Source organism: Chitinibacter sp. GC72, assembly GCF_009760905.1.
Lineage (GTDB): Bacteria > Pseudomonadota > Gammaproteobacteria > Burkholderiales > Chitinibacteraceae > Chitinibacter.
The window spans coordinates 203,288-219,516 of sequence record NZ_VIRW01000001.1; the positions used below are offsets into that span (position 1 = coordinate 203,288).

The window sequence follows — 16,229 nt, forward strand, 5'->3', positions numbered from 1 at the left end:
ATACCCCATCAATCACAAAATCACTTCGATATTGTCAATCAAGCGTGTGGTGCCAATGCGGGCGGCGATCAGGATCACCAGATGCTTGTCGGTGCTAGCGGCGGGTTTGAGTGTGAGTGCGTTACGGGTTTCGACGTAATCAACTTCCAGCCAGCCGCGCACGCGCAAATCGGTGACGGTTTCAATCGCCAGTCTGGAATAATCACGCTCGCCGTTTTCGATGGCTGTTTTCATCCGGCTCAAATGATAAAACAGGCGCGGCGCCTCGGCGCGCTGCGATTCATTTAAAAAGCCATTGCGCGATGACAGCGCCAGGCCATCGCTCGCACGGCCGGTGTCCACCGGCACGATGCGAATCGGGATATTTAGATCGGCGACCATGCCTTGAATCACCGCCAGCTGCTGGTAGTCTTTTTTACCAAAACAGGCCACATCGGCTTCAACGATATTGAATAATTTGGTGACCACCGTGGCCACACCACGGAAATGCCCGGGGCGGAAGGCGCCGCAGAGTTCTTCAGCGATCGCTGGCGGATTAACCTGATATTGCTGAATCACATTCGGATACAGCTCTTTTTCATCAGGCGCGAAAATCACATCCACCCCGCCGTGCGCGGCAATGATGTCGGCATCGCTTTGCAAGGTGCGCGGATAGCGATCAAAGTCTTCGCCTTGACCAAATTGCAGGCGATTGACAAAGATACTGACCACGGTATGTGCCGCTTGCTGTTTTGCCGCCTCAATCAGCGACATATGCCCCGCGTGCAGATTGCCCATGGTCGGCACAAACGCCACGGTGCCCACGGTTTTGCGCCATTCGCGCAACTCGGAGATGGTATGGATAATTTTCATCATCAGCTCAGCGTAAAGAGGTTAAATCAGGAGGCAAAAGATCAATTGGCGCCGCCCGCCAGTGGCTGACGCTGCGGCAATCGCTTAGCGCGGATAAGAGCGCTGGCCAGGGCTCGGCATAGATGCCCGCATACAGGCATTCGCCCGGATATTGCACGGGGTAGGCCAAAGTGGGTTGCGGCGGCTGAAATTGGGCATGGATGCCGGGTTTCGAATTGCCGCGCGCATCACAGAGATACCAGCCAAACTCCGGCAGATACACGGCATTCAGCCCGTGCAGGCAATAAATCGGCGCTGGGCCGTCCACCGTGAGCCGCTGGTAAACAAAACCGCAGGGAATGGCATTGGCGCGCAAGAGTGCGGCCAGCAAGTGGCTTTTGGCAAAGCAAAAGCCGGTTCCTGCCGCCAGCGTTTGCGAAGCACTGACAGGAACTTCTTCGCGGGCAAAATCAATGCAATGCTCGATGTGATCACGCACCCAGTTAAAACACTGCGCTGCAATGGCCTGAGCATCCGCAGAGCCCGCCTGTTCACGCAGGCGTCTGGCCAGATCCGCAATGGCCGGATTGGCAAAATCAATGGCATCGCTGGCGCGCAGGTACGCGTCCATCGGGGATATCTGCATTTAAAACGAATGTTCTTCGGTCGGGAAAGTCAGCGCTTTCACCGATTTGACGTAGGCCTCAACCGCAGCCTGAATGCTGCTCACGCCGCCACTCATGAAGTTTTTGACAAAGCGGGCTTTTTTGCCCGGATACACGCCCAGCATATCGTGCAGCACCAGCACCTGACCATCGACTTGCACGCCAGCACCGATACCGATGGTGGGCACATGCAAGGATTCGGTGACTTCAGCGGCGACACTGGCGGGCACCATTTCCATCAACACCATCGCCGCACCGGCGGCTTGCAGCGCCAGCGCATCGCGCTTGAGGATTTCGGCTTCGGTCTCGGTTTTACCCTGCACCTTGTAGCCGCCGTACACATGCACCGATTGCGGCTGCAAGCCGATGTGCGCGCACACCGGAATACCGCGCTGCACCAGAAAATCAACGGTATCGACCATCACCGCGCCGCCTTCGATTTTGACCATTTCCGCACCCGCCGCCATCAGCCGTGCCGCATTTTCATAGGCCTGAACATGCGAAGCCTGATAGCTGGCAAATGGCAGATCAGCCAGCACCAGCGCTTTTTGCGTGCCGCGCACCACCGCTTTGGTGTGGTAGACCATATCGTCCACAGTCACTGGCAGCGTCGTGCCGTGGCCCTGAATCACATTGCCGAGCGAATCGCCAACCAGCAGGATATCCACACCGGCTTCGTCCAACAGCGTGGCAAAACTGGCGTCATAACAGGTCAGCATGGCGATTTTGGCGCCATCCTGTTTCATTTTTCTCAGAGTCGAAAGTGTCGTTTTCATGATGGGTAATCAAGCCGTCGTTAAAATGCGCACTCGTGGTGCAATGCAAAAATCAAACCTTGGTGTGATGCTAAAGCACTGGATCGTTAAAATCGACTGTTTTAATCATAAAATGGCAATATTGCGCGATTTGTCAGCTGCGGCAAACCAAGCTCCTGCTCGGTAGGTGGACAAAAGGGCTCAGGCAAGGCGCTAAGCTCAAGGCAGTACCCAGATACGGCATAAGTAGTACGACTAGGCGAAATAACGCTGCATGAGCACTTTTGGTTTAGCACTAAGCGCTAATCATCCCTCAAGGCGATAGAGTTCCTGATCGATCACATCGGCAATAAACTGCGTTGCCGCGCCATGACCCGGAATATGAATGTCGGGGGCTATCTCCAGCAAAGGCAATAACACAAAGGCGCGCTGATGCATACGTGGATGGGGTATTTGCAACTGGGGCAGATTGATCAGCTCATCGCCGTAGAGCACCACGTCCAGATCCAGCGTGCGTGGCGCATTTTTAAAGCTGCGCTCACGCCCTTGCTGCAATTCCAGCGCGAGCAAAGCGGCCAGTAGATCGGGCGCAGACAGCTCGGTTTTCACCGCGCAGACGGCATTTACAAAGTCCGGCTGATCGGCGTAACCGACTGGCGCGCTGGCATAAAAAGCCGAGCTGGCCAGCAGCTGGGTGTGCGGCAATGCCGCAATCAGGCGCAGCGCGTCGCGCAGCTGCGCGCTTGGGTCGCCCAGATTGGCACCCAAGGCGATATAGGCAATGGTCATTATTCGCTTTTCGCTGCTGCGGGCTTGGCGGTGGCCGGTTTGCGGGTGCGCGAGCGTTTGCGGCGTTTGGCTTTTTCCACCTCGCCGCCCTTGCCTGCGGCAATGGCTTCGCTGATCAGCACTTCGCGCGTGCTGTCATCGCTGGCCTGGAACTGGGTCCACCAATCGGCCAGCTCTTTTTCCACCAGGCCACATTCGGCACGCAAAAGCAGAAAATCATACGCCGCGCGAAAACGCGGCTGCTCGATCAGGCGGAAGGGTTTTTGCCCTGCGCGCAGCTCAAAGCGCGGCTGCAGCAGCCAGATTTCCTTCATCGCCGCACTGTAACGATTGGGAATCGCCAGCCGTTTGGTGACTTTGGCTTCTACTTCGTTCATCGCCTCAACCAGCGCAGGCACTTTGTGCTCGCCTGCGGCGATTTTCTTCTGCCATACCGCTTCTACTTCATGCCACAACAAGGCCGCAAACAGGAAACCGGCCGAAACGGGCTTATCGTCGGCCAAGCGCTGATCGGTATTGAGCAGCGCCTGCTTCAGAAACGTCGTGGTTTCTTTCTGGCTCATCAATTTATCAAGCAGCGGAAATAGCGGGCGATGCAGGCCGTAAACGCGCAAGGCTTGCAGGCAATCCCAGGCCTTGCCCGAGAGCAAGAGCTTCATCATTTCATCAAACAGCCGCGCCGACGGGATGTTTTCCAGCAAAGCGGCGTGTTCCTTGATCGGCTTGGCGGTATCGGCGGCAATCTGCAAACCCAGCTTGGCCGACAGGCGCGTGGCGCGCAGCATGCGCACCGGGTCTTCGTGGTAGCGCTTGACCGGGTCACCAATCATCACCAGTTGCAGCTTTTCCAGATCTTCAGCGCCATGATGAAAATCGATAATTTCATCACTATTGGGGTCGTAATACAGCGCATTAACGGTGAAGTCGCGGCGCGATGCGTCTTCTTCCAGCGTGCCATACACATTATCGCGGATGATGCGCCCGCTGGCGTCAGTGGGGGAATCAGCGCTGCCACGGAAAGTGGTCACCTCGATGATTTCTTCCCCACCCCGATCATAAAACGGCACATGCACAATGCGAAAGCGCCGGCCAATAATGCGCGAGCGGTGGAACACATGGCGCACCTGCTCGGGCGTGGCGCTGGTGGCCACATCAAAATCCTTGGGTGATTTGCCTAGCAGCAAATCGCGCACCGCACCGCCCACGATATAGGCTTCATAGCCTGCGTCCTGCAGCCGGTCACACACTTTGAGCGCACCCGAATGCAGTTGATCACGACGAATGCCATAGTGTTTGGCGTGCAAAATACGCTTGCCGGGGCGACGCAATACTTTGCCTATCAGTTTACGAATCATGGGTATTTATCGGTATAAACGATGCGAAACCGTGCATTATACAAGCGCAATGTGGCGGCGTATCGTTTTCGCGGCAGAAAGCACGCAGAAAAAAACCCCGGGCACGCCGGGGTGGACTGAAGTCGGGCTGGATTATTTTTTGGCGGCAACGCTGGCTGCAGGTTTACTCGCTTTCGGTGCTTTGGCAGCGGCAGGCGCAGCCACTTTGCCGCCCACACTGATCTCGCTCTTGATTTTGGCAAAAGTACCTTCCTTGATGCCGGGCACTTTCATAATGTCTTCGGCAGTTTTAAACGCACCGTTTTTGCTGCGATAGTCGATAATATCCTTGGCTTTTTCCGGGCCAATGCCTTTGAGCGACTCCAGCTGCTGCTGGTTGGCAGTGTTAATATCCACCACAGCCCAGGCGGACGCCATCAAGGCAAAGCTGGCTAGTACGGTAATGAGCAGTTTTTTCAACATCGTTTTCCCCTTGATTGATTTGGTAAGTGACTGAACAAAAATTTTCGCACCCAGCGGTGAAGCCGAAGATAGTACAAGTCGTACAACAGGGCGAGCCAACGAAGGGCAGGAATTTTTGCCTAATTACTTCAGTACGTAATGATTTACGTCTGCCCACTATAGCAGCCAAGTATGAATTCACCAGACTTAGTCAGTTTAAATTAAGGTATTGTCATGATCACACCAGGACAAACGGTCCAGCATTATGAAAACTTTCCGGTCGGCTCCTTCCTGCTGCCCCGCGTGTTTCGCCAGCCGATTGCCGTGGTGTATCACATCGCCCGCTACGCCGATGATCTGGCCGATGAGGGTGATGCCAGCGCCGCCGAGCGCATCGCTGCCCTGAATGAATGCAGCGCCGAGCTCGCGCGCATCGCCGCGGGCCAGACCCCGCTGACGCCGCGTTTTCAAGCGCTGGTGCCGGTGGCCGCCCGCTATCAGACTCCGCTCTCGCTGTTTGAAGATCTGTTTTCGGCTTTCCGGCAGGATGTGGTGAAAACCCGTTATCAGGATTTTGGCGAAGTCATCGACTACTGCCGCCGCTCGGCCAATCCGGTGGGGCGGATTTTGCTGCATATTTTTGGCTTTTCCGACGCCAGAATGCTGGCGCAGTCCGATGGCATCTGCACTGCCTTGCAATTGGTCAACTTCTGGCAGGATGTGGCGATTGATCTGGACAAAGACCGCATTTATCTGCCGCAGGACGAGCTAAACAAATTCGGCGTCAGTGAAGAGATGCTATTTGCCCGGCAACACAACACCGCTTTTACCCGCCTGATGGCATATCAGTGCGAGCGAGCGCGCAAAATGCTGCGCGCCGGCTCACCATTGGGGCGCGCGCTGCCGGGACGGATCGGGCTGGAGATTCGCTGCATTGTCCTGGCAGCCGACCGGGTACTGAGCAAATTGAAAGCGGTTAATTACGACGTGTATACTGCGCGCCCCAGCCTACAGACACTCGATTGGCCCGTAATTCTGTATCAGGCCATCAAGGCAGGCTGGTTTACGGCGCCAGCCCAGACCACAGGATGTTCGCACTAAAATGAAAATCTCCCAGACCCAGCAACGCGCATTAATCCGTCTTTTTACCGCCAGCAACTGGAAGCAGCGCCTTGGCGCACTGCTGATTGTGCTGATCGGCGCCTGGGCCTGCGTACAGCAGGAAGCCGTCACGCCGGGCAAGCTCAGCGCCGGTAGTGTGATAGAAGGCAAAGTGGTGGGCGTGGCCGATGGCGACACGGTCACGGTACTTGATCAGGACAATCGTCAATACAAGCTGCGTCTGGCCTATATCGACTCGCCGGAAAAAGCCATGCCCTTCGGTCAGGCGGCCAAAAAATCTCTGTCCGATCTGGTTTACGGCAGCCAGATCAGCGCCGCGATCGACGATGTAGACCGCTATGGCCGTGGCGTAGCCCGCATCAGCAAAAATGAGCAGGACATCAATTTGCAGCAGGTCAAAGCCGGTATGGCCTGGCACTACACGCATTACACCAAAACCCAAAGCCGCAGCGACTACGCCCAATATCAGGCCGCACAAGAAGCCGCCCGCAGCGGGCAAATTGGCCTGTGGCAAGACCAAAACCCCACCCCGCCCTGGGATTGGCGCAAAGCCAACCGCAACAATAAATAGGGGTATATGGCTATAGCTTAATATTCAAGATAGCTGCAGCCATATACTAAGACACGTATAAAGTTAATACATCGCACTGAGCAATTGCCGGGTGTAGTCGCTGCGTGGCTGGGTGAAGAGCGGCTCGACGTCGGCTTCTTCCTGCACGATCCCGGCCTTGAGCACCAGCACGCGGTGCGCCAGCGCGCGAACTACCGCCATATCATGGCTGACCAGTACATAGCTCAGACCATGCTGGCGTTGCAAATCGGCCAGCAATTGCAGCACCTGCAATTGCACGGTGGCATCCAGCGCCGAGGTGGGTTCGTCCAGAATCAGAATGCGCGGTTTTAAAATCAGCGCGCGGGCAATGGCGATGCGCTGGCGCTGGCCGCCGGAAAATTCGTGCGGATAACGCGACATCAATGCCGGATCAAGGCCAACTTCCTGCAAGACCTGCGCCACCCGCTCGGCGCGCTCGGCCGCTGTAGCGGCGGGCTCGTGAACCAGCAGCGCTTCGGCCACAATCTCGCCCACATTCATGCGTGGCGACAGGGCGGCGAACGGGTCCTGAAACACCATCTGGATATCGCGCCGCGCCAATCTCAGGGCTGCGCCGCGCAAGGCGCTAAAATCACGCCCGGCCACGGTCAGCGTGCCGCCACCCCGCCCCGCTTGCAATAAACGCAGCAAAGACAGCGCCAAAGTGGTTTTACCGCTGCCCGATTCGCCGACAATCGCCAGCGTTTCGCCGGCCTGCAAGGTCAAATCCAGCGGCGCCAGAATGGTTTGCCAGTGTTGCCGCCAAAACTGCCAGACTGGGGCATCCTGCCGATAGGCGTGACTCAATTGACGCGCGCTCAGGCAGGGCTCGGCCTGGGATGGAGGAGCTGGCGGAACTGGCATGGCAATCCGCTGCGGACGTGCCGCGAGCAATTGCTGCGTATACGGGTGGCTAGGCGCGGCAAATAGCTCGGCCACTGGCGCGGTTTCCACCACTCGCCCGTGCTGCATCACCGCCACCCGGTCGGCAAAGCGGCGCACCAGATTCAGATCGTGCGAAATCAGCAATACCGCCATGCCGCGTTCGCGCTGAATATCGGCTAGCAGCGTCAGAATCTGCGCCTGTACGGTGACATCCAGCGCGGTTGTGGGCTCGTCGGCGATCAGCAATTCGGGCTCGCCCGCCAGCGCCATCGCAATCATCACCCGCTGGCGTTGCCCGCCCGATAGCTGATGCGGATAGCGCCGCAATTTCTGCTCGGCATCACTAATACCCGTACGGTGTAATAGCTCCAATACCCGCTGGCGCTGCTCTTTGGGGCTATACCCCCCATGCAGGTGCAATACTTCGGCAATTTGCTGGCCAATGGTTTGCAGCGGATTAAGCGCCGTCATCGGCTCCTGAAAAATCATGGCGATCCGCCGCCCGCGAATGGTGCGCAATTGCGCCGGGCTCGCATCCAGCAGCGAAACACCGTCAAAAACCACGCGCCCGCTGGCGCAGACATCGCTATCGAGGCGCAGGATGGCGCGCGCCAGCACGCTTTTGCCTGAGCCCGATTCGCCCACCAGCGCCAGCTTTTCGCCCGCGTTCAGGCTTAATGCCAGCTCGCTCACCACCGCGCTGGCCTGAGCGCCAAAGCGTAAACTCAGTTGTTCGATCTGCAATAAGCTCATTGATTTTCCCGGGGCAAATTATTACGGCGTTTATTGCGCAAAGTCGGCGATTACATAGCGGTTGCGCCCGCCACTTTTGGCCTGATACATCGCATCATCAGCGGCCTGTAGCCAGCTGGCTGGCGAGCGCAATTCGGGCAGCCACGGCGCAATGCCTACGCTGCCGCCCAAAGGCAAGCGCTGCTCCTGATACCACACCGGCTCGGCGAGGCGCGCCAGTATTTTGTCGGCCACCACGCGGATTTGCTCGGGGCCAGTCAGGCCACGCACCAGAATCACAAATTCGTCGCCACCAAGCCGGCAGACCAGATCACCACGGCGCACCAGCGCCTTAAAGCGCTGGGCGATTTCGATCAGCAGCGCATCGCCTGCCGCGTGGCCGTATTCGTCGTTGACCGTTTTGAAAAAATCCAGATCAATCAGAAACACCACGCTGTGAATGGCTTCGGTATGCGGATTTTTCAGCAATCGGCGCAGCTGGTTGATCAGGCACAAGCGATTAGCCAGCCCGGTGAGCGGATCTTCCAGCGCCAGCTTGCGCATTTTCTGGTTGCGCTCCGCCATTTTCTCGGTGTTTTCAACGACGCGCTGGCGCATGGCGCGCAAGCGCCGCTGGCTGCGCAGCGCACGCAGCAGCTTGTAAACGCCCAAAGTACTGATCAATAGCAGCACCAGCAAAGCGCCCACACTGGCCAGCACATCGGCAGTGACAACCAGCAGCGAAGCGAGCGCAAAATTATACAAAATGGCCAGCACATACGCGCGCAGCGGCAGGCACGCCAGCAATAGCAGCACCGGCTGCAGCAAAAATGGCAACACAAGCACAGAAGGGACAGACGAGAAGTTCAGCGCCCACACCCCCACCAGCGCAGGCGGTAGCAGCGTTGCACAGTAATTGAACAGCACCGCCAGCGGCTGGCTACCGTGAGGCAAGCGATGAGCAAAAAACACAAACAATACTGCCAGCGGCAAGGGCAAGCCAAAGCTCAGCCAGGCCGGAGCAGCGACCAGTGCCAATAGCGCGCAGGCCAGCAGCGACAATGCGCCCAGCACCAACGCCAGATGGCTTTGCTGCCTACGGCGATCCTGCAGCTCAGAATGACGCTGCAGGCCCAGCTCGGGCAGCGGCGAGACCGATAATTCCGTAGCGGGTTCAGACGATTGCATCATGGAAATACCCTTCTGGCTCAGGACAAAGACGGGTCAAGCGATCAGTAGCGATCCAGCAGTTTTAACGCAAGACCTGCGCCGCAGAGCAGCAAGGCGCGGCCATCGAGCGTGAGCAATTTTACCTTTAGCTCATCCAGATTATCGGCCATCCCGCCCCCGTGGCGCAAAGCCTTGCACCGAATTGGGGCTTTTTTACCCGCGCGTGGGCGAACACGATGATTTTTCTGCCGAATTAGCAATGGTCAAAGCGGCGGCTTTGCCGTATGGTCTGGCGATTACCTGACCGACCACGACCATGACCAGCCCAGCAACTACCCCGCCCTACGCCGAACTCAATCCCGACCTGATTCTAAACGCCATTGAAGGGCTGGGCCTGCGTACATCCGGCCACCTGCTGGCGCTCAATAGCTATGAAAACCGCGTCTACCAGATCGGCCTAGAAGAAGACAATCCGTGGGGTCGCTATATCGTTGCCAAATTCTATCGCCCTGAGCGCTGGAGCAATGCGCAGATTCTGGAAGAACACGCATTCAGCGCCGAGCTAGCTGGGTATGAGATTCCAGTCGTTGCGCCTCTTGAGCTACAGGGCAATACCCTGCATATTGCTCACCATAAAGAACAAGATATGCAGCAAGGCTTTCGCTTTGCCATTTTTCCGCGCCGGGGCGGCCGCTCGCCCGAGCTGGATCAGCGCGAAACGCGCGAGTGGATAGGCCGTTTTCTGGGGCGCATCCATGCGGTCGGCCAGAAACAGCCATTTACCAAGCGCCCTGCCCTGCAGCCGGATAGTTTTGGCCGTGAATCGGTGGCGTATCTGCTCGCCAGCGACTTTATCCCGCCCGATTTGCGCGCAGCGTATCAGAGCGTGACGGCTCAGGCGCTCGATGCGATTGACGCCTGCTACCAGCGAGCCGGTCGCGTAGCGACGCTGCGCCTGCACGGCGACTGCCACGCCAGCAATATTCTCTGGACCGACGCCGGACCGCATTTTGTTGACTTTGACGATGCGCGCAATGGCCCAGCAATTCAGGATTTGTGGATGTTGCTGTCGGGCGAGCGGCACGAACAGCAGGCGCAGCTTAATGATATTTTGTTTGGCTACGAAGACTTTGCCGATTTCGACCCCACCGAGCTGCATCTGCTCGAAGCTCTGCGTACGCTGCGGCTACTGCACTACAGCGCCTGGCTGGCGCGCCGCTGGCACGACCCCGCCTTCCCCGCCGCATTCCCGTGGTTTGACTCGCCGATTTACTGGCAAAACCGCATTCTGGAATTACGCGAACAAATCGCCCTGATGTCCGAAGCCCCGCTGCGCGGCAGCTCGGATAATTTTGGCAATTGCTAGGCCAGTCATGGAGGTCGGATGAACACCTTGCAAGGTGCATCATCCCACTGGCCGCGTGTTATTTCGTCGGATAAGGCTGCGCCGTACCGAGGTGTCTTGCAGGAAAGCCCCCACAACTGACACTAGGACAATCGAGCGCAGCGAGGCTCCCTCTAAAGGAGAGGGCGGGGGGTGTGGGTATAGAACATCAGCGTCGAGAATAACCAACTCAAGCCCTAGGGCTCAGCTCCGCCGAGACCTGCAATCGTCAAACAAACATAAACCCGACGCAAACGAAAAAGCCCCAGTCTTTCGACTGGGGCTTTTTCTTCATACTGGTGGGGGGAGAAGGATTCGAACCTTCGAAGGCTGAGCCGCCGGATTTACAGTCCGGACCCGTTGACCGCTGGGGTAATCCCCCCTCAAGGCTGCGCATGTTACGGGATGCGCTTTTGTGCGTCAAGCCCCCGTCGCATTTTTTTATAAAAAATTTTCGCACTCCTTTATTTGGCGCCGCCCAGCAAGGCAATCAGGGCATCAAAGCGCTGATAGTAGGATTTCTCCTGCGCCACTTTGGCCTCGGCAGTGAGCTTGGTATTAAAGGTGAGCCGGAACAGATCGTGAAATAGCTGCAAATCGGTCACCTGCCGCAGGCTGCGATTATCGGCTTTCACAAATCCCGCCAGCTGATCGGCATAGTAAAGCCTTTGTTTGGCCAGCGCTGTATTGCTGCCGGTACGACCATAATTGGTAAAAAACTGACTGACGGCGGCTTTTTGCGCAGCGGGTAAATCGCTACGCATCACCAGCGGGTCAAAGGCAAAACGGGGCGACTCCCACACCACGCGCATTTGTGAAAAATCGCGCGGGAATTTTTCTTTCAGCTGCTCAAGATCAAAGGTATTGCTCACCGCCACATCCACCTGCCCTTGCGCCAGCGCGACAAACGCACCTTCGGTACCCAGCTGCAGATTCTGTTTGAAATACTGCTCAGGCAGCACATTGCGCTTGAAAAACAGATGGTAATGCGGAATCAGATATTCGGCCGTCGTTCCCGGCTTACCACCCGCGTAGCGCAATTGCTTGGGGCGATTGAGCAAATCATCGGCGTTTTTGATCGGGCTGTTTTTCTTGACCAGCATCACGCTGCGATAATCGTTGATATTGCCCGTTTGCGACAGGCGAGCAAACACTTCGCCTTTGGCGTTTTCCACCAGATCCAGCGCCAGTTTGTTGTCCACCCGCGCGATCTGGATTTGCCCTTTTTGCATACGGCGCAGCAGCTCATCGCGATCACTGAGCACCTGGCCACGCACTTTCTGCCCGGTGGCCAGCGCCAGATCATCCAGAATCGGCTGCCAGTCCTCCAGCGTCTGATCGGCATTGCGTGACACCAGCAAACCGACATTCAGATCAGCAAAAGCCGGATTTACGAGCAGTACCAGCAGCACAAAAAACAGGGGTGAAAATCGGTGTAACATCGGCAATATCCAGTCAGGCTAAATCTAAGCCTGCATCATAGTTTGCTGATGTGACCGTTTTGTTAAAACTTTGTAAGGAAAAGCAGATGCCGTATATCCATGTCCGCCTCGCAGGCGAGCTGACCCGCGAGCAAAAAAAGCAGATCGTTGAAGAAATGACCTGCACGATGGAGCGCATCGCGGGCAAGCCGCGTGAGTATGTGATTGTGAATTTTGACGAAACGCGCGAGGAAAACTGGGGCTGGGGCGGGCAATTGCTCGATGAGCTGGAATAAGGCGCCTGACCTGCGACGATCACAACATCACAAGCCAGGCGGGCAAGGTCAGACTAGCGCTTCACCTTGCCAATTTTGATGCTCATCGCGGGCGCGAGGTCTTTTTCCAGCACGTCGGCCAGCCGGTTGGCGGCAACAACGATTTGCCGCGCCTGCGCATTGCTCAGCGCCTTATCGTTTGCTGGCAAGGCAGCTTCCAGCGCCTTGAGCGCGTTATCGATCAGCGTCCAGCGCGGCTGATCTTCGCGGCTCAGCATAAAATCATCAAGCCCGATGGCGCGTGGCTCGCCGGTGAGCAAAGCGCGCAAACCTGCCACATTGGCCTTGAGCGCTGGCACCGTCGCGCCTGCGCGCTGATCAAGCCATTGCGGCTGGTGCAAGCCGACTTTATGCTCCAGATCGCGCGCGCCTTCGATCATGCGGTTGAATAATTGTGTCTGGTAGGTGCGCGGATAGCTCATATCGTAGGCGACGCCACGGCTGAGCCCCTGCCAAGCCCGGCGCAAGGTTTCGGCCTGATAGGCCACCACCTGAGTTTGCCAGACCAGATAGCTGCACGCCGCAGCCGGGCGCAAGCGCTCAATACTCTGGGTAGGTTTATCGGTGTAGAGCAGGGACTCTATGGCTTTAAAGCCAATACCCCATGCGGGCAGCTTGGTCGCTTCAAATGCAGCCTGCCCATCGACCATGTCCTTGCTGGTTTGCAATGGGATTAAGGTCAGAATCTGCGCGGGCGACTGCGCCTGGCCTTCCATCACGCGGCCGACTTCGGGCTCGGCGCTCGGGCCCAGCGGAGCAATTTCAATCGTGCGCCACGCCAGCAGCGTATTGACGTACTGCGCCTGCATCGCCGCAAAAGTACCAGTGGCGGGCGCCGCACAGAAAGCCCGGCTGGCGGTAGACAAGGCCGCGCTGGCCTGCGCCAGCTGCTGATGCGCGGGCAATAAAATATCGTTCAGCTGCGAGCGGGTAAAATCCATCGCGGAAATCCGCTTCACGGCCTCAACAGCTGAAGCGTCGGACGCGTCCGCGCCGCCATCGGCCTGTGCCGTCATTGCTACTCCAGCCGCCAGCAAGGCCACAGAAAGCGGCCCCACGGTCAATGGCTTACACACCCACTTATTCATCCACTTGCTCATTGCTATCGTCTCCATTTTTATGCGGTATTGATAACACGATGGCCGCAAAACAGGAAGCCACTTGTACGCCGCCCGTCCCGCTCTGCGACAAAAACACCGGAGAAAAGCGCGCCAGCGCCGCTTACCGGCTTGCTTTATATGCACTTTCCCGTAACATTGCCCGCCATTGAAACTGCATTTGGAATACTGCAATGGCTTTTTACTTCCGTCCGGATGATGTCCCAGAACTAGCGGGTTTAAGCAGTTGGGAACAGCGCGTACTGATGCGCGGCACTTTCCTGCGCGAGCGGGCCATTTCCACCGTGGTGTTGCTGCTGGCCGTGCTGGGCAGCGTGCAATTTGTGATCAACCCGCTGATTGAAAAGTTCCTGCCCACCGTGCGCACCGACAATATGGTTTACGCCGCCATTCTAGTGGTCTGGCTGCTGCTACTGATGAAAGCGCGCGACATTATTCTGATGAATCAGCTGCGCCCGAAATTTGCCGCCAAACGCGCCGAACAAAAAGCCGCTGAAATCGCCAAGCTTGAAGCTGAGCGCGCGGCGCAAGCTGAAAAACCGGCTGCTGAATAATCAGCGTAAATCGGCTAAAATAGCCGGCTTCATTTGAGCTAGCTCTACTTCACTGGATCACGCACTATGCGCACATCGCAATTATTCATTTCGACTTTAAAAGAAGCGCCTTCCGAGGCCGAATTACTATCGCACAAGCTGATGCTGCGCGCGGGCTTGATCAAACGTTTGGGCTCAGGTCTGTATACGTGGATGCCGCTGGGCTTGCGTATTTTGCGCAAAGTCGAAGCGGTCGTGCGCGAAGAAATGAATCGCGCGGGTGCGCAAGAATTGCTGATGCCAGCGGTGCAACCGGCTGAACTGTGGCAAGAAACCGGCCGTTGGGACGTGTTTGGCCCACAAATGCTGAAAATCACCGACCGCCACGAACGCAGCTTCTGCTTTGGCCCCACGCACGAAGAAGTCATTACCGACATCGCGCGCTCGGAAATCAAAAGCTACAAACAATTGCCGGTGAATTTCTACCAAGTACAAACCAAATTCCGCGACGAAATCCGCCCACGTTTTGGCGTAATGCGCGCGCGCGAATTTATGATGAAAGACGCGTACTCATTCCACGCGGATCTGGATTCACTGAAAGCCACTTACGACGTAATGTACGGCGCATACTCCAAGGTGTTTAGCCGTCTAGGCCTTAAATTCCGTGCTGTTGCAGCCGATACTGGCGCAATTGGCGGCGATGGCTCGCACGAATTCCACGTTCTAGCCGACGCCGGTGAAGACTTGCTCGCCTACTGCCCAACTAGCGACTACGCGGCGAACGTTGAATTAGCGGAAGCCTTCGCACCCGCCGCACCACGCGCAGCTGCGGCGCAAGCAATGACCGAAGTGGATACGCCAAAACAAACCGCGTGCGAAGACGTTGCCGCCTTGCTCGGCATCGGCATTGACAGCACAGTAAAAGCGATTGCTTTGGTCACGACGGCGGGCGAATTCGTCTTGGCGCTGCTACGTGGCGACCATAATCTGAACGAAGTGAAAATCAGCAAAGTCGCAGGCATGATGGACTTCCGCTTCGCCACTGAAGAAGAAATTCGCAGCAATCTAAACTGCCCACCCGGCTTTATCGGCCCCGTTGGTATCAATACGAATATTCGTGTGATTGCCGACCGTACCGTAGCCGCGATGAGCGACTTTGTGTGCGGCGCGAATAAACCGAAATTGCACTTGTCAGGCGTGAACTTCGGTCGCGACCTGCCAGAACCGCATGTGGTGGCCGACATCCGTAATGTCGTGAACGGCGACGTGTGCCCAGACGGCAAAGGCGGCGTGTTGGAATTGTGCCGCGGTATCGAAGTCGGCCATATTTTCCAATTGCGCACCAAGTATTCCGAAGCAATGAATTGCACGTTCCTGAACGAGCAAAACACGCTGACGCCAATGGAAATGGGCTGCTACGGCATCGGCGTATCGCGCATTGTGGGCGCCGCGATCGAGCAAAACCACGACGCGCGCGGCATTATCTGGCCAGCAGCAATGGCACCGTTTGCGGTGGCCATCGTCGCAGTGGGTTACCACAAATCGGAAGCCGTTAAAGCGGCGGCGGATCAAATGTACGCGGACTTTACCGCTGCAGGCATCGACGTCTTGCTCGATGATCGCAACGAGCGTCCAGGCTCGATGTTTGCCGACATGGAATTGATCGGCATTCCACATCGCGTGACAATTGGCGACAAAGCCTTGGCCAATGGTGAAGTTGAATACGTGGCACGCCGCGCAGGTGAAATGCAGAAAGTCGCATTTGGCGAAGCATTGGGCTTTATCAAGTCGCAGCTGGTATAAGTCGTCAATTAGACTTAGATAGGGTATTCCCCCGTAGAGCATCTTTTATGAGGCCTGCGGAGGAATACCCATTTTTTATTATTACAAGGGTGCACTAAGCGCAACGAATTGCACCATATTTTGCGCTTGCCTGCTGCCGCAGGCGATAAACCGGCATTCGAACACTGATTCACATTGCAGCTATCCCATTGCAGCTATCCAACGGAGTGGGCTGCTATGCGCCGCAGCACTGACTTCTATTGCTGTGCCAAAAGAAGATAAGCAAGAGAAGCTGCCCCCGTATCTGTGCGGATTATCC

Annotated in this window: 17 protein-coding genes and 1 tRNA gene; 7 read left to right on the plus strand and 11 right to left on the minus strand. The window is 56.8% G+C overall.

Annotated elements, in window-relative coordinates; all coding sequences use genetic code 11:
• Window positions 1–12: 12 nt before the first annotated feature.
• The 3 genes from panC to panB are packed head-to-tail and all read right to left on the minus strand — an operon-like array spanning window position 13 to window position 2,272.
• Window positions 13–852, minus strand: coding sequence for a pantoate--beta-alanine ligase (gene panC, locus FLS37_RS00885; protein ID WP_157314189.1), 840 nt, complete (start codon window positions 850–852; stop codon window positions 13–15).
• Window positions 853–859: 7 nt separating this feature from the next.
• On the minus strand, window positions 860–1,462 hold the full coding sequence (locus FLS37_RS00890; RefSeq protein WP_198314434.1) for a transglutaminase family protein: 603 nt from the start codon (window positions 1,460–1,462) through the stop codon (window positions 860–862).
• 15 nt (window positions 1,463–1,477) lie between these two features.
• The gene (panB, locus tag FLS37_RS00895) at window positions 1,478–2,272 is read right to left on the minus strand and encodes a 3-methyl-2-oxobutanoate hydroxymethyltransferase (RefSeq protein WP_157314037.1); all 795 of its coding nucleotides are present in this window, start codon (window positions 2,270–2,272) and stop codon (window positions 1,478–1,480) included.
• On the opposite strand from panB, the gene FLS37_RS00900 reads away from it, so the two are divergent.
• Window positions 2,271–2,438 carry a hypothetical protein gene (locus FLS37_RS00900; RefSeq protein ID WP_157314038.1) on the plus strand — a complete coding sequence of 56 codons (168 nt, stop codon included), beginning with the start codon at window positions 2,271–2,273 and terminating at the stop codon, window positions 2,436–2,438. The two genes, panB and FLS37_RS00900, sit on opposite strands and share 2 nt — an antisense overlap.
• A 119-nt stretch (window positions 2,439–2,557) precedes the next feature.
• Here the strand turns inward: FLS37_RS00900 and folK are convergent, their stop codons facing one another.
• The 3 genes from folK to FLS37_RS00915 form a co-directional block, all read right to left on the minus strand.
• Window positions 2,558–3,040 carry a 2-amino-4-hydroxy-6-hydroxymethyldihydropteridine diphosphokinase gene (gene folK / locus FLS37_RS00905; RefSeq protein WP_157314039.1) on the minus strand — a complete coding sequence of 161 codons (483 nt, stop codon included), beginning with the start codon at window positions 3,038–3,040 and terminating at the stop codon, window positions 2,558–2,560.
• Complete coding sequence (gene pcnB, locus FLS37_RS00910) at window positions 3,040–4,395, minus strand: polynucleotide adenylyltransferase PcnB (RefSeq protein WP_157314040.1); 1,356 nt, start codon at window positions 4,393–4,395, stop codon at window positions 3,040–3,042. Before pcnB ends, folK begins: the two co-directional genes overlap by 1 nt.
• Before the next feature lie 132 nt (window positions 4,396–4,527).
• The gene (locus FLS37_RS00915) at window positions 4,528–4,857 is read right to left on the minus strand and encodes a helix-hairpin-helix domain-containing protein (RefSeq protein ID WP_157314041.1); all 330 of its coding nucleotides are present in this window, start codon (window positions 4,855–4,857) and stop codon (window positions 4,528–4,530) included.
• 213 nt (window positions 4,858–5,070) lie between these two features.
• Here FLS37_RS00915 and hpnC point away from each other — a divergent pair, with 213 nt between their 5' ends.
• Together hpnC and FLS37_RS00925 are read left to right on the plus strand one after the other, a co-directional pair.
• Window positions 5,071–5,937, plus strand: coding sequence for a squalene synthase HpnC (gene hpnC / locus FLS37_RS00920; RefSeq protein WP_157314042.1), 867 nt, complete (start codon window positions 5,071–5,073; stop codon window positions 5,935–5,937).
• A 1-nt stretch (window position 5,938) separates the two neighbouring features.
• Window positions 5,939–6,529, plus strand: coding sequence for a thermonuclease family protein (locus tag FLS37_RS00925; protein ID WP_157314043.1), 591 nt, complete (start codon window positions 5,939–5,941; stop codon window positions 6,527–6,529).
• 63 nt (window positions 6,530–6,592) lie between these two features.
• On the opposite strand, the gene FLS37_RS00930 is transcribed toward FLS37_RS00925, so the two are convergent.
• Window positions 6,593–8,188 (minus strand): ABC transporter ATP-binding protein, encoded by a 1,596-nt coding sequence (locus tag FLS37_RS00930; protein WP_157314044.1) that lies wholly within the window; start codon window positions 8,186–8,188, stop codon window positions 6,593–6,595.
• Window positions 8,189–8,218: 30 nt separating this feature from the next.
• Window positions 8,219–9,358 carry a diguanylate cyclase gene (locus FLS37_RS00935; protein WP_157314045.1) on the minus strand — a complete coding sequence of 380 codons (1,140 nt, stop codon included), beginning with the start codon at window positions 9,356–9,358 and terminating at the stop codon, window positions 8,219–8,221.
• A 295-nt stretch (window positions 9,359–9,653) separates the two neighbouring features.
• Between FLS37_RS00935 and FLS37_RS00940 the strand changes: the two genes are divergently transcribed.
• Window positions 9,654–10,703, plus strand: coding sequence for a serine/threonine protein kinase (locus FLS37_RS00940; RefSeq protein ID WP_157314046.1), 1,050 nt, complete (start codon window positions 9,654–9,656; stop codon window positions 10,701–10,703).
• A 315-nt stretch (window positions 10,704–11,018) separates the two neighbouring features.
• Here the strand turns inward: FLS37_RS00940 and FLS37_RS00945 are convergent.
• Both FLS37_RS00945 and phnD read right to left on the minus strand, forming a co-directional pair.
• Window positions 11,019–11,104 (minus strand) — tRNA-Tyr (locus FLS37_RS00945).
• Between the two features lie 81 nt (window positions 11,105–11,185).
• On the minus strand, window positions 11,186–12,163 hold the full coding sequence (gene phnD / locus FLS37_RS00950) for a phosphate/phosphite/phosphonate ABC transporter substrate-binding protein (protein WP_157314047.1): 978 nt from the start codon (window positions 12,161–12,163) through the stop codon (window positions 11,186–11,188).
• Between the two features lie 86 nt (window positions 12,164–12,249).
• Between phnD and FLS37_RS00955 the strand changes: the two genes are divergently transcribed.
• Window positions 12,250–12,438: a 4-oxalocrotonate tautomerase family protein gene (locus tag FLS37_RS00955; protein WP_157314048.1), complete on the plus strand. Its 189-nt coding sequence runs from the start codon at window positions 12,250–12,252 to the stop codon at window positions 12,436–12,438.
• A 53-nt stretch (window positions 12,439–12,491) separates the two neighbouring features.
• On the opposite strand, the gene FLS37_RS00960 is transcribed toward FLS37_RS00955, so the two are convergent.
• Entirely contained in the window at window positions 12,492–13,577 is a 1,086-nt protein-coding gene (locus FLS37_RS00960) for an imelysin family protein (RefSeq protein ID WP_157314049.1), read from the minus strand.
• 191 nt (window positions 13,578–13,768) lie between these two features.
• Here FLS37_RS00960 and FLS37_RS00965 point away from each other — a divergent pair, with 191 nt between their 5' ends.
• Together FLS37_RS00965 and FLS37_RS00970 are read left to right on the plus strand one after the other, a co-directional pair.
• Entirely contained in the window at window positions 13,769–14,149 is a 381-nt protein-coding gene (locus FLS37_RS00965) for a hypothetical protein (protein WP_157314050.1), read from the plus strand.
• A 66-nt stretch (window positions 14,150–14,215) separates the two neighbouring features.
• A complete protein-coding gene (locus FLS37_RS00970) occupies window positions 14,216–15,931 on the plus strand; it encodes a proline--tRNA ligase (RefSeq protein ID WP_157314051.1) in 1,716 nt (571 codons plus the stop codon).
• The last annotated feature ends 298 nt before the right edge of the window (window positions 15,932–16,229 follow it).

Bases quoted from the DNA above. Each gene is read 5' to 3' on its own strand.
- pcnB (WP_157314040.1), bottom strand. From the start codon at position 4,395: ATGATTCGTAAACTGATAGGCAAAGTATTGCGTCGCCCCGGCAAGCGT.
- FLS37_RS00900 (WP_157314038.1), top strand. From the start codon at position 2,271: ATGATGGGTAATCAAGCCGTCGTTAAAATGCGCACTCGTGGTGCAATG.
- FLS37_RS00915 (WP_157314041.1), bottom strand. From the start codon at position 4,857: ATGTTGAAAAAACTGCTCATTACCGTACTAGCCAGCTTTGCCTTGATG.
- FLS37_RS00965 (WP_157314050.1), top strand. From the start codon at position 13,769: ATGGCTTTTTACTTCCGTCCGGATGATGTCCCAGAACTAGCGGGTTTA.
- FLS37_RS00955 (WP_157314048.1), top strand. From the start codon at position 12,250: ATGCCGTATATCCATGTCCGCCTCGCAGGCGAGCTGACCCGCGAGCAA.
- panC (WP_157314189.1), bottom strand. From the start codon at position 852: ATGAAAATTATCCATACCATCTCCGAGTTGCGCGAATGGCGCAAAACC.
- folK (WP_157314039.1), bottom strand. From the start codon at position 3,040: ATGACCATTGCCTATATCGCCTTGGGTGCCAATCTGGGCGACCCAAGC.
- FLS37_RS00970 (WP_157314051.1), top strand. From the start codon at position 14,216: ATGCGCACATCGCAATTATTCATTTCGACTTTAAAAGAAGCGCCTTCC.
- FLS37_RS00925 (WP_157314043.1), top strand. From the start codon at position 5,939: ATGAAAATCTCCCAGACCCAGCAACGCGCATTAATCCGTCTTTTTACC.
- FLS37_RS00930 (WP_157314044.1), bottom strand. From the start codon at position 8,188: ATGAGCTTATTGCAGATCGAACAACTGAGTTTACGCTTTGGCGCTCAG.
- FLS37_RS00960 (WP_157314049.1), bottom strand. From the start codon at position 13,577: ATGAGCAAGTGGATGAATAAGTGGGTGTGTAAGCCATTGACCGTGGGG.
- panB (WP_157314037.1), bottom strand. From the start codon at position 2,272: ATGAAAACGACACTTTCGACTCTGAGAAAAATGAAACAGGATGGCGCC.
- hpnC (WP_157314042.1), top strand. From the start codon at position 5,071: ATGATCACACCAGGACAAACGGTCCAGCATTATGAAAACTTTCCGGTC.
- FLS37_RS00935 (WP_157314045.1), bottom strand. From the start codon at position 9,358: ATGATGCAATCGTCTGAACCCGCTACGGAATTATCGGTCTCGCCGCTG.
- FLS37_RS00940 (WP_157314046.1), top strand. From the start codon at position 9,654: ATGACCAGCCCAGCAACTACCCCGCCCTACGCCGAACTCAATCCCGAC.
- phnD (WP_157314047.1), bottom strand. From the start codon at position 12,163: ATGTTACACCGATTTTCACCCCTGTTTTTTGTGCTGCTGGTACTGCTC.
- FLS37_RS00890 (WP_198314434.1), bottom strand. From the start codon at position 1,462: ATGGACGCGTACCTGCGCGCCAGCGATGCCATTGATTTTGCCAATCCG.